Annotated in this window: 9 protein-coding genes; 4 read left to right on the top strand and 5 right to left on the bottom strand. The window is 67.2% G+C overall.

What is annotated here, in order from left to right:
* Positions 1-70: 70 nt before the first annotated feature.
* Genes FHY04_RS04315 through FHY04_RS04305 form a run of 3 tightly spaced genes read left to right on the top strand, consistent with a single transcriptional unit; the run spans position 71 to position 4950 of the window.
* On the top strand, positions 71-2440 hold the full coding sequence (locus tag FHY04_RS04315; protein WP_183935831.1) for a glycoside hydrolase family 3 N-terminal domain-containing protein: 2370 nt from the start codon (positions 71-73) through the stop codon (positions 2438-2440).
* 9 nt (positions 2441-2449) lie between these two features.
* Positions 2450-3661: a D-mannonate dehydratase ManD gene (gene manD / locus FHY04_RS04310; RefSeq protein WP_183935535.1), complete on the top strand. Its 1212-nt coding sequence runs from the start codon at positions 2450-2452 to the stop codon at positions 3659-3661.
* Positions 3658-4950 carry an MFS transporter gene (locus FHY04_RS04305; RefSeq protein ID WP_183935830.1) on the top strand — a complete coding sequence of 431 codons (1293 nt, stop codon included), beginning with the start codon at positions 3658-3660 and terminating at the stop codon, positions 4948-4950. Before manD ends, FHY04_RS04305 begins: the two co-directional genes overlap by 4 nt.
* A 37-nt stretch (positions 4951-4987) precedes the next feature.
* Here the strand turns inward: FHY04_RS04305 and FHY04_RS04300 are convergent, their stop codons facing one another.
* Positions 4988-5404 (bottom strand): globin domain-containing protein, encoded by a 417-nt coding sequence (locus tag FHY04_RS04300; protein WP_183935534.1) that lies wholly within the window; start codon positions 5402-5404, stop codon positions 4988-4990.
* Between the two features lie 337 nt (positions 5405-5741).
* On the opposite strand from FHY04_RS04300, the gene FHY04_RS04295 reads away from it, so the two are divergent.
* The gene (locus FHY04_RS04295; RefSeq protein WP_056675738.1) at positions 5742-7520 is read left to right on the top strand and encodes an IlvD/Edd family dehydratase; all 1779 of its coding nucleotides are present in this window, start codon (positions 5742-5744) and stop codon (positions 7518-7520) included.
* Positions 7521-7599: 79 nt separating this feature from the next.
* On the opposite strand, the gene FHY04_RS04290 is transcribed toward FHY04_RS04295, so the two are convergent.
* From FHY04_RS04290 to FHY04_RS04275, 4 genes are read right to left on the bottom strand one after another with little or no spacing between them, the layout of a single operon-like run.
* Complete coding sequence (locus FHY04_RS04290) at positions 7600-9045, bottom strand: sugar porter family MFS transporter (RefSeq protein ID WP_183935533.1); 1446 nt, start codon at positions 9043-9045, stop codon at positions 7600-7602.
* Positions 9046-9100: 55 nt separating this feature from the next.
* Entirely contained in the window at positions 9101-9979 is an 879-nt protein-coding gene (locus tag FHY04_RS04285; protein ID WP_183935532.1) for an SMP-30/gluconolactonase/LRE family protein, read from the bottom strand.
* 3 nt (positions 9980-9982) lie between these two features.
* Positions 9983-10795 (bottom strand): SDR family NAD(P)-dependent oxidoreductase, encoded by an 813-nt coding sequence (locus tag FHY04_RS04280; RefSeq protein WP_052149092.1) that lies wholly within the window; start codon positions 10793-10795, stop codon positions 9983-9985.
* On the bottom strand, positions 10792-11943 hold the full coding sequence (locus FHY04_RS04275; protein WP_183935531.1) for a fumarylacetoacetate hydrolase family protein: 1152 nt from the start codon (positions 11941-11943) through the stop codon (positions 10792-10794). The genes FHY04_RS04280 and FHY04_RS04275 overlap by 4 nt, the downstream gene beginning before the upstream one ends.
* Positions 11944-12047: the final 104 nt, after the last annotated feature.

Here is a 12047-nt window from a genome sequence, read left to right as displayed (position 1 = left end):
CGCGTTTGACGACAGGAGACGATGGGTGACCGGCACGAGTTTCAGGACAATCGCGACCAGTCGCCGCGGCATGCTCCGCTGGCTGGGTTCGGCGTCGCTCGCAACTTTGACGTCCGGTCTGGCCCCCGGATTGGCGAGCGCTGCAAAGGATTCGCTCGTCTACCGCGATCCGCGCGCGCCCGTCGACCTGCGGGTCCGCGATCTCATGGCGCGGATGACGCTCGACGAGAAAGTCGCGCAGCTGATCACGCTGTCGACGACGAAGCGGCAGGTGATGGACGACGCGCTGCGCTTCGACCCGGCGCGCGCCGATACGGCCTATCCCAATGGCATCGGCCAGATCGCGCGGCCATCCGACCGGGGCGGGGCCGCCACCGCAGCCAACACGGCCGCCGCCGTTACCGGCCGCTGGCGCGCGCCGGCCGATACGATCGCGTTCGTCAACGCAGCGCAGCGCTGGGCGACGACCCGCACGCGGCTGGGCATCCCGATCCTGTTCCACGAGGAGGCGCTGCACGGTTTCATGGCGCCGGAAGCGACCAGCTTCCCGCAGGCAATCGCGTTGGCGGGATCGTTCGATCGCGACCTCGTCCGCCGGGTCAACGCGGTGATCGCGCGCGAGGTGCGGGCGCATGGAACGGTGCTGGCGCTGTCGCCGGTCGTCGACATCGCCCGCGACCCGCGCTGGGGCCGGATCGAGGAGACGTTCGGCGAGGACCCCTATCTGTGCGGGGAAATGGGCGTCGCGGCGGTGATCGGTCTGCAGGGCGAGGGCAAGACGCTGGCACCCGGCAAGGTGTTCGCGACGCTCAAGCACATGACCGGGCATGGCCAGCCCGAAAGCGGCGAGAATGTCGCCCCCGCGCCGATCGCCGAACGCGAACTGCGCGAGAATTTCTTCCCGCCGTTTCGCGCGGTCGTCGCGCGGACCGGGATCGGCGCGGTGATGCCGTCGTATAACGAGATCGACGGTGTCCCGAGCCACGCCAATCGCTGGCTGCTGACCGACGTGCTGCGCGGCGAATGGGGCTTCGACGGCGCGATCGTCAGCGATTATGCGGCGATCGGCGAACTCGCATCGCTGCACCACATCGCCGCGGACAAGGCTGAAGCGGCGCGCCTCGCACTGGCGGCGGGGGTCGATTCGGACCTGCCGGACGGCGAGGCCTATCGCTCGCTCGCCGATCAGGTCCGCGGCGGTCGGGTGGCGATCGAGGCGGTCGATGCCGCGTGCCGGCGGATGCTGACGCTGAAGATGCGGTCGGGGATGTTCGAACAGGCGATCGTCGATCCGCAAGCGGCGGCGCGGATGACCGGCAATGCGGAGGCGCGCGCGCTGGCGCTCGAGGCGGCGCGGCGGTCGATCGCGCTGCTCGTCAACGACGGCGTCCTGCCGCTCAGCCCGGGCGCGCACAAGCGCGTCGCCGTGATCGGTCCGAACGCGGCCGTCGCCCGGCTCGGTGGCTATTCGTCGATCCCCAAGGCGACCGTGTCGCTGCTCGAGGGGGTTCGTGCGCGGTTGAAGGGCAAGGCCGAAGTCGTTCATGCGCAGGGCGTCTTCATCACGCAGAGCGAGGACCGCTCCGCCAACGAAGTGCTGCTGGCCGATCCGGCGCGCAACCGGGACCTGATCGCCGAGGCGGTTACCGTCGCCAGCACCGCGGACGTCATCCTGCTCGCGGTCGGCGACACCGAGCAGACGAGCCGGGAGGGCTATGCCAAGACGCATCTCGGCGATCGCACCAGTCTCGACCTGCTCGGCGAGCAGAATGCGCTGTTCGCCGCGATGAAGGCGACGGGGAAGCCCGTCATCGTGGTCGCGATCAACGGCCGCCCGCCATCTTGGCCGAGCGTGACGGCGCAGGCCAACGCTGTGCTCGAATGCTGGTATGTCGGGCAGGAGGGGGGCACTGCGATCGCGGAGGCGCTGTTCGGGGACATCAACCCCGGTGCGAAGCTTCCGGTGACGGTCGCGCGGTCGACGGGGCAGCTGCCGGTCTTCTACGACGCCAAGCCCTCGGCGCGTCGCGGCTATCTGTTCGACACGACCGCGCCGCTGTTCCCGTTCGGGTTCGGGCTCAGCTACACCAAGTTCGAGATCGGTGCGCCGCGCTTGTCGTCGGCGAAGATCGGGGTCGCGGCTAGTGTCACCGTCTCGGTCGACATCGCCAATGTCGGTGCGCGCGCGGGCGACGAGGTCGTCCAGCTCTATGTGCGCGATCAGGTGTCGTCCGTCGCGCGGCCGATCCTCGAGCTCAAGGGCTTCGAACGCGTGACGCTGGCCCCCGGCGAGCGCCGGACGGTCCAGTTCACGCTCGGCCCGGACGCGTTCCGGTTCTTCGACATCACGATGCGCGAGGTCGTCGAGCCGGGTCTGTTCGACATTTCCGTTGGTGCCGACTCGACGCGCCTCAAGACCGCTATTCTCGAAATCGCCTGAAGGATCGTCATGCCCAGGATCGTCAATGCCCGCGTCATCGTGACATGCCCCGGGCGCAACTTCGTGACCCTCAAGATCGAGTGCGACGACGGCACCACCGGGCTCGGCGACGCGACGCTCAACGGTCGCGAACTCAGCGTCGCGAGCTATCTCAGCGATCATGTCGTGCCCTGCCTGATCGGTCGCGACGCGCATCGGATCGAGGACGTCTGGCAGTTTCTGTACAAGGGCGCCTATTGGCGGCGTGGCCCGGTGACGATGGCGGCGATCGCCGCGGTCGACACGGCCCTGTGGGACATCAAGGGCAAGCTGGCGGGGATGCCCGTCTATCAGTTGCTCGGCGGCGCCGCGCGCGACGCGTGCATGGTCTATGCCCACGCCAATGGCACGACGATCGACGACACGATCGCGGTCGCGAAAGCCGAGCAGGCCAAGGGCTACAAGGCGATCCGGCTGCAATGCGGCGTGCCCGGGCTCGCCTCGACCTATGGCGTCGCGAAGCACGGCGCACGCTACGAACCCGCCGATGCGGATCTGCCCAGCGAAAGCGTGTGGTCGACCGAGAAATACCTCCGCGTCGTCCCCGAGCTGTTCAAGGCGGCGCGCGAGGCGATGGGCTGGGACGTCCACCTGCTCCACGATATCCATCACCGGCTCACCCCGATCGAGGCGGCGCGTCTCGGCAAGGCACTTGAACCCTATAACCTGTTCTGGATGGAGGACCCGACGCCTGCCGAGAACCAGGAGGCGTTCAAGTTGATCCGTCACCACACGACGACGCCGATCGCGGTGGGGGAGGTGTTCAATTCGATCTGGGACGCGAAGGATCTGATCGAGCACCAGCTGATCGACTATATCCGCGCCACCGTCGTACATGCAGGCGGCATCACGCACCTGCGCCGGATCGCCGCGCTCGCCGACCTCTATCATATCCGGACCGGGTGCCACGGCGCGACCGACCTTTCTCCCGTGGCGATGGCCGCCGCGCTGCATTTCGGGCTCTCCGTCCCCAATTTCGGGATCCAGGAGCACATGCCGCACACGGACGAGACCGACGCGGTCTTTCCGCATGCCTATCGCTTCGATGCGGGCATGATGCATCCGGGGGAGGCGCCGGGCCTCGGCGTCGAGATCGACGAGGCGCTGGCCGAAACCCATGACTATCGGCGCGCCTATCTTCCGGTCGCCCGGCTGGAAGACGGCACGCTGTGCAACTGGTGAGCGCCGACGGATCGAGCCCCGCCGAGGTCGAGAAACCGCGGGGCCGGGTCCGGTGGATCGTCTGCGCGCTGCTGTTCGCAGCGGTGGTGCTGAGCTATGTAGACCGGCTGGTCCTGCCGACGCTCAAGCCGGACCTTCAGCAACGCTATGGCTGGAGCGAGACGGGCTATGCTGATCTCGCCATCTGGTTCCAGGCGGCCTACGGTCTGAGCTATCTGGTCTTCGGCCGGCTGATCGACCGGCTCGGCGCGCGGATCGGGTACGCGCTGGCGGTGGCGCTGTGGACGATCGGGCATGTCGGCCACGTCTTCTTCACCTCGACCAGCGGGATGATCCTCGCGCGGATTCCGCTCGCGCTCGGCGAGGCCGGGACCTTCCCCGCCGCGATCGCCGCGACCAACGAATGGTTTCCGCGGCGCGAGCGGGCGCTTGCGATCGGCATTTTCAACGCAGGGTCGAACGTCGGCGCGATCCTCACGCCGTTGCTGGTCCCGATCATCGCGGTGACGATGGGCTGGCGCTGGGCGTTCATCCTAACCGGGCTGCTCACGCTCATATGGCTGATCGTCTGGCTCGGCTTCTACCGCCGCCCCCGCGAGCATCCCCGGGTCACGGCCGAGGAGCTCGCCTATATCGAGAGCGAGCCGGTCGAACCCGGTCGGCCCGTCGCGTGGCGGACGCTGCTGCGGCAACGCCAGACCTGGGCCTATATTCTCGGGCGGTTCCTCATCGACCCGGTGTGGTGGACGTTCCTGTTCTGGCTGCCGGACTTCTTCAACCGGCAATATGGCGTGACGATGCTCGCCTTCGGGCCGCCGCTGATCGCGGTCTATCTGCTCGCCGATGTCGGGTCGGTCGCGGGCGGCTGGTTCTCGTCGCGGCTGATCGGGCGCGGCTACAGCGTCAATCGCGCGCGCAAGACCGCGATGTTCGCCTGCGCCCTGTGTGCGGTGCCGATCGCGTTCGCGACCCAGGTGCCGAGCATGTGGTGGGCGGTGCTGATGATCGGCGTGGCCTGTGCCGGGCATCAGGGGTTCTCGGCCAATCTCTATGCGCTGCCGGGCGATCTGCTGCCGCGCTGGGCGACCGGGTCGGTGGTGGGGCTGGGGGGGCTTTCGGGTGCGATTGGAGGCATGCTGATGGCGAAGTTCGCGGGTCGCATCCTCGGGACCGTCGGCAGCTATCAACCGATCTTCATCGTCGCGGCCTGCGCCTATCTCGTCGCGCTCGCCGTCATCCATCTCGTCGTGCCGCGCTATGCGCCGGTGGCCCCGGACCGCCTGGGGTGATGCCGGCGGCGCGTGCTTCGCGGCCCGTCCGGAGCCGCTAGACGTGGTGCTCGTGGCTTGCTTCGATCATCACCCGCGCGACCAGATCATAGGCGTCTTGCCAGGCTCGGTCGGTATCAGGATCGAAATCCGCGCCGGCGAAATGCGCGACGACATGGCGCAGCGCGTCGCCGACGATGGCATAATGATGATCCTTGGCGCCATACGCGACATGGCGTCGGCCCAGCGCCCTCAGTTCAGGACGCATCGCCTCGAACGCGGTCAGCCCGGTGACGATCTTGGCGAGCGTCTGCATGAAGAGCCGGCCCTGGACTGTGCGGTCGTTCGTGAACAGCGCGCGGGATTCCGGGGCGAGCGCGAACACTCGGTCGTAGAAGATCGTCGAGGCTTCGTCCGCCGCGAACAGGATATGGACGAAGCTGTCGCGGACCAGATCGATCTGCCGCGGCGTCACCGGACGAGGTTCACCAGGATGCCGGCCGACCGGGGTGACCCGGAGATGGCGTATCCGACACACGGCTCGCCCGACGGCGATCGTGGCGATATGGCATACATGCCTGTGACCTGTCGCATTCCGGCTCTCCCGACCCGCACGATTATGTACCGGTTTCAACAGCTTCACGATCGAGCGTCAATCCGCCATGTTGCACGCGTGTTACAATCGGCGCGAACCTCAAATCGTCGTACGGCGATCCCGGTGCGGCGGCTGTTTCGTCGCCAAGTGTCGCGCCGAGCTTGACTGTTCGGCAGGTAAAGGTAGCGCTATCGGATTGACTTGGAGGAGAGAAGCTTTGGATCGCGTACCGGCTCGGCCGTTTCGTTCGCGCGACTGGTTCGCCGACCCCGCCCGCTCGGACATGACGGCGCTCTATCTCGAACGCTTCATGAATTACGGGCTCACGCCCGCCGAGCTGCGCTGTGGCAAGCCGATTATCGGGATTGCGCAGACTGGCAGCGACCTGTCGCCCTGCAACCGCATCCATGTCGAGCTCGCCAAGCGGACGCGCGACGGGATCATCGCGGCGGGCGGGATCCCGATGGAATTCCCGACGATCCCGATCTTCGAGAATTGCCGTCGCCCGACCGCGGCGCTCGATCGCAATCTTGCCTATATGACGCTGGTCGAGACGCTCTATGGCTATCCGATCGACGCGGTCGTGCTGACCACGGGATGCGACAAGACGACCCCCGCGGGGATCATGGCCGTGTCGACCGTCGACATTCCCGCGATCGTCCTGTCGGGCGGGCCGATGCTCGACGGATGGCATGACGGCGAACTCGTCGGTTCGGGCACGGTGATCTGGCGCAGCCGGCGCAAGCTGGCCGCGGGCGAGATCGACGAGGAGGAGTTCCTAGCCCGCGCCACCGACAGCGCGCCATCGGCCGGACATTGCAACACGATGGGGACGGCGTCGACGATGAATGCCGTCGCCGAGGCGCTCGGCATGTCGCTGACCGGGTGCGCCGCGATCCCCGCGCCGTACCGCGAACGCGGCCAGATGGCGTTCGAGACCGGACGCCGGATCGTCGACATGGCCTATGAGGATCTGCGCCCGTCGAAGATCCTGACGCGCGAAGCCTTTCTGAACGCGATCCGCGTCGTCAGCGCGATCGGTGGGTCGAGCAACGCGCAGCCGCACATCATGGCGATGGCGCAGCATGCCGGGGTCGCGCTCGACATGAGCGACTGGTCGACGCACGGCTATGATGTGCCGCTGATCGTCAACATGCAGCCGGCGGGCAAGTATCTCGGCGAGCGCTTCCACCGCGCGGGCGGGGTGCCTGCGGTGATGCATGAACTGGCCGAGTCGGGCCTGCTCGACACGAGCTGCCTGACGATCACCGGGCAGAGCCTGGGCGACAATCTGACCGGTCGCGTGACGCGGGACCGCGAGATGATCCGCACGCTCGACGCGCCGCTGATGGAGCATGCCGGGTTCCTGGTGCTCAAGGGCAATCTGTTCGATCATGCGATCATGAAGACGTCGGTGATCTCCGACTCCTTCCGCGCGCGCTATCTCTCGACGCCGGGGGCGGAGAACCGGTTCGAGGCCCGCGCGGTCGTGTTCGACGGATCGGACGATTATCACCACCGCATCAACGACCCCGCACTGGGGATCGACGAGCGGTGCATCCTGGTGATCCGCGGGTCGGGTCCGATCGGCTGGCCCGGATCTGCCGAGGTGGTCAACATGCAGCCGCCAGACGCCCTGATCCAGCAGGGGATCCTGACGTTGCCGACGCTGGGCGACGGTCGCCAGTCGGGCACGTCGGACAGCCCGTCGATCCTCAACGTGTCACCCGAAAGTGCGGTCGGTGGCGGGCTCGCCTGGCTGCGTGACGGGGATATGATCCGGATCGATCTGGTCGCGGGGACCTGCGACGCGCTGGTCGATGCGGAGGAGATCGCCCGTCGCAAGACCGAGCCAGCGCCGCCGATCCCGCCGAGCAACTCGCCCTGGGAGGAACTGTACCGTGAAAAGACGGGGCAGCTGGCGCAGGGCGGGGTGCTGGACTTTGCGGTCAAGTATCGCGGGATTGCCGCGAAGACGCCGCGGCACAATCACTAGGCGCCGAGCGCGCCACCGATAGGCCGAAATGGGGCGGGCGAGAGGAACACCTCCCGCCCGCCCTTTTTCATGGTCCGGCTCAGCCGGTCATGTCTTCGAGTTCGCGACCCCGGGTCTCGGTGACCGCGGCGCGGACGAAGAAGAACGAGACGAGCGCGGCGATCGCGTAGCCGAGATAGGTGAAGGCCAGCCCCGGGGAGAGGACGAGCGACGGGAAGCTGACCGAGATCAGCGCGTTGGCGATCCACTGCGCGAACCCCGCGACGGCGAGCGCGGAACCGCGGATCTGCGTCGGGAACATCTCGCCCAGCATCACCCACATCACCGGCCCCCAACTGACGTTGAAGAAGATCACGTAGAGATTGGCGGCGACGAGGGCGATCAGCCCGGTATTGCCGGGCAGCGTGACGCCGACGCCCGAGGCGGCGGGCACGGCATTCGAGAAGGCCCAGGCGACGATGCCGAGCGTGACGGTCATGCCGGCCGAGCCGACCAGCAACAGCGGCTTGCGCCCGATCCGGTCGATCAACGCGATCGTCAGGAGGCAGGCACCGATCGACAGGACGCCCGACAGGATGTTGATCTGGAGCGCATTGTCCTCGGTGAAGCCGACCGCTTCCCAAAGCGTCGCGCCGTAATAGAACACGACGTTGATGCCGACGAGCTGCTGGAACACCGCCAGACCGATACCCGCCCAGAGGATCGGACGGATCTTGCCGGTGGTCTTGTCGACCAGATCGGACAGCCGCGGCTTGTGATGATCGACCGCGAGCGAAGCGCGGATCTCGGCCACCTTGCGGCGGGCCTCGGCCGCGCCGAACAGGCGGGTCAGCACCACTTCGGCGCGGGCGTCATGACCCTTCACGACGAGATAGCGCGGGCTTTCCGGGATGAAGAACAGCGCGACGAAATAGATCGTCGCGGGGATCACCTGGAGCCAGAACATCCAGCGCCAGGCCTGATACCCGAGCCAGAACTCGGCGGTCGAGCCGCCGGCGAAGCGGGCGAGCGCGAAATTCGCGACGAACGCGCCGGTCAGGCCCGAGATGATCATCACCTGCTGGATGCTGGTCAGTCGTCCGCGGATATTGGCCGGTGCGACTTCCGAGATATAGACCGGCGAGGTGACGCTGGCGGCGCCGACGCCGAACCCGCCGATGATCCGCGCGATGATGAACAGCAGCGACGAATTCGCCGCCCCCGCTGCGAGCGCACTGACGATGAACAGGATTGCGGCCAGCATCATCGTGTTGCGACGGCCGATCACGTCGGACAGCCGGCCCGCCGCGAATGCGCCGACCGACGATCCGACCAGGATCGCGCCGACATTGATGCCGATGCCCAGTCTGCCCAGGTCGAACGCCGCCTCGATCCCCTTTTGCGTGCCGTTGATCACGCCCGAATCATATCCGAACATGAAGCCCCCGATCGTCGCCACCGCGACGATGAGGGCGATCAGCGCGCTGTTGACGCCCCCCGTATCGGTGGGTGAGCCCGTGGCCCTGGCTGTAGCCGTGCCGTTCATTAGTGACGTCCTTCCTGATGGTGCACGCTCTGTTGGCGTGTTCAAGGTCTAGAGATTAAAGGTGCAAGCTGACTGGCATGACGGGAATGCCGCCAATGTCGGTCCGGAACGTGAAGATGTCGCCCGCGAGCGGTTGCGAGGCGAGGTGCTCGGCCGACAGTCCCTGCCGCGCGGTCGTCGCAAAGGCGGTGCGGCCATCGTCCCCGCCGAGCGCGATCTTGGTGACGTTCGAGACGGGAAAGCGCACTTCGTCGGTCATCGTGCCATCGGGCGCGAACCGTCGCGCCGCCCAGCCGCCGTAAAAGCCGACCCACACGCCACCGCCGGCATCGCAGATCGCGCCGTCCGGATAGCCCTTGCTCGCGTCGAACTTGAGGAACGGCCGGCCCGCGCCGATCGTGCCGTCGAGACCGATCGGGTGCGCGGCGATCGACAGGCCCAGCGTATCGACCAGATAGGCGGTACGCCCGTCGGGCGAGATGGCGGGGCCGTTGGTGATCACGACGGGCGACACGGCAGTCCTGCTGACGGCGCCGCGGTGCCACTGGTAGATATGCCCGGTCGGATGGACTTCCCTGTTGTCCATCGACCCGAACCAGATCCTGCCGGCGGGATCGACCGCGGCGTCGTTGAGGCGGTTGTCGGGCAGGTCCGCCTCGATGCCGTTCATCAGCGTGAAGCTGCCGTCGCGCGGATCGAAGCGGTGGAGGCCCTTGGCAAGCCCGGCGACCCACAGGCCGTCCTGGGCGGGAAGGATCCAGCCGACATGCGATGGCGCGTCGAAGCGATCGAGCGCATGCGACGCGGGATCATATCGATAGACGCAGGGCGCCTTGATATCGACGAACCACAGCGCCTTGTCGCGCGCCGACCAGACCGGTCCTTCACCGAGCTCGGCGCCGACCGAAGCGAGCAGGCGGGCTTCGCTATCCATGGTTCAGCGCCAGCCCGCATCGATGAAATAATCGTGCCCGGTGCACATCCGCGCATCGTCCGACGCGAGGAACAGCACGAGTGCTGCGACGTCGATCGGCTGGATCCGGCCGTCGAGGCACTGGGCGGCGACGATCTCCGCCTCCCCTTCGGGCGTGTACCATTTCTCCTGGCGCGGTGTCTGGACGTTGCCCGGGACGATCGTGTTGACGCGGATGCCGTCGCGGCCGAGATCGCGCGCGAGGCCGCGCGTCAGACCCTCGATCGCCGCCTTGCACGTCTGGTACAGGACCAGGTCGGGCAGCGCGAGATGCCAGCTGATCGACCCGAAGTTGAGGATCGTGCCGCCGCCGGCGCGCTTCATCGCAGGGACGACGGCCTGGGCTGCGAAAAACTGGTGTCGCAGATTGACGTTCAGCCGCTCGTCCCAATAAGCGGGCGTGACCTCGTCGACGCCGTGCCGGTCGTCGTTGCCCGCATTGTTGATCAGGATGTCGATCCCGCCGAGCGCCTGCTCGAGCGCGCCGAACACCGTCTTCAGCTGATCGATGTCGGTCAGGTCGCAGCGATGATAGATCGGCGCATGGGCCGCATCGACCGCGAGGCGCTCGAGCAGTGCCTGGCTGGGTTCGTCGGCGACATCGACGAACGCGACGCGCGCACCCTGGGCGACGAACGCCTCGACCAGACCCGCGCCGATGCCCGAACCCCCACCGGTCACGAGGACCCGCTTGCCGGCGAGACTGGGATAGATGGCACGGCCTTCACCGGCGCTGGTCTGCTGCAACACGGGAGTCTCCGTCTGATCGTAGGTCATGCGTTTAGAAGGTTGCGACGCGCGAGATTGGCCATCAGGCCGCCGATGCCCAGCGTCCATGCGGGCGCATCGCGCGACGTGGTGACACGGTTGACGAGCGCGCCGAGCTTCGGGTTCGAGATGGTGACGATGTCGCCCATCTTGTGCGTGAAGCCGCGGCCGGGTTCGTCGCGGTCCTTTGTGGGGGCGAAGAGCGTGCCGAGGAACAGGACGAAGCCGTCCGGGTAATGATGCTCGCTCATCGCCTGCGTGACGAGATCGGTCGGGTCGCGGCTGATCTCGCGCATCGAGCTATGCCCGTCGAGCACATAGCCGTCCTCGCCCTCGATCTTGAGCGTCACGTCGCTCGCGCGGACGTCGTCGAGCGAGAAGCCGTCTTCGAACAGGCGGATGAACGGCCCGATCGAGCAGGACGCGTTATTATCCTTGGCCTTGCTCAGCAGCAGGGCGGAACGGCCCTCGAAATCGCGCAGGTTGACGTCGTTGCCGAGCGTCGCGCCGACGATCGCGCCATCTGCATCGACCAGCAGCACGACTTCGGGTTCGGGGTTGTTCCACGTCGAATCGGACCGGATCCCGATCGGGCCACCCCAGCCGACGGTCGAGAGCGTCGGGCTCTTGGTGAAGATCTCCGCATCGGGGCCGATCGCGACCTCGAGATATTGCGACCACATCCCGTCCTCGATCAGCGCCGCCTTGAGCGCCGCCGCCTCGGCGGAACCCGGCACGACCGAACGGACGCTGCCGCCAATCCGGGCCTCGAGCCGGCCACGCACTTCGACGGCCTTGGAGGCATCGCCCCGGGCACGCTCCTCGATGACGCGCTCGATCGCGGACACCGCGAACGTCACGCCGGCGGCCTTGACGCATTGCAGGTCGATCGGGCTCAGCAGGCGCGCAGGCGCATCGACCGCCGCGGACAGGTCGAGCGATTCGAGCGTGCCGAGCGACTGGCCGGCGGCGGCGTCGAACGTGCCGCCCGCGACGAGCGCGGACACGGTCGGCGCGACGCGGGACATGTCGAAGACTTCACCGCGGCTGATCAATATGGGCGTGGGGCCGTCGCCGAGATCAACCCGGCCAAGCAGCAGCGCGTTGCGCCAATCCGCAGGCAACGCCGACTGGACCGGCGCGGCGATATGCGACATCAATTTCCCTCTCCACTCATGTTACCGCTATCGTATAGGCCATTGCCCGATCGTCAAGAGACGCGGACGAGATTGATCGTACAATAGGCTGCCCCGCTTCGGGA

The sequence above is a fragment of the Sphingomonas sp. BK481 genome (assembly GCF_014194875.1).
GTDB classification, from domain to species: Bacteria; Pseudomonadota; Alphaproteobacteria; order Sphingomonadales; family Sphingomonadaceae; genus Sphingomonas; species Sphingomonas aerolata.
The sequence above is the reverse complement of the archived record's forward strand: the minus strand, read 5'-3'. Positions and strand labels throughout refer to the sequence as shown.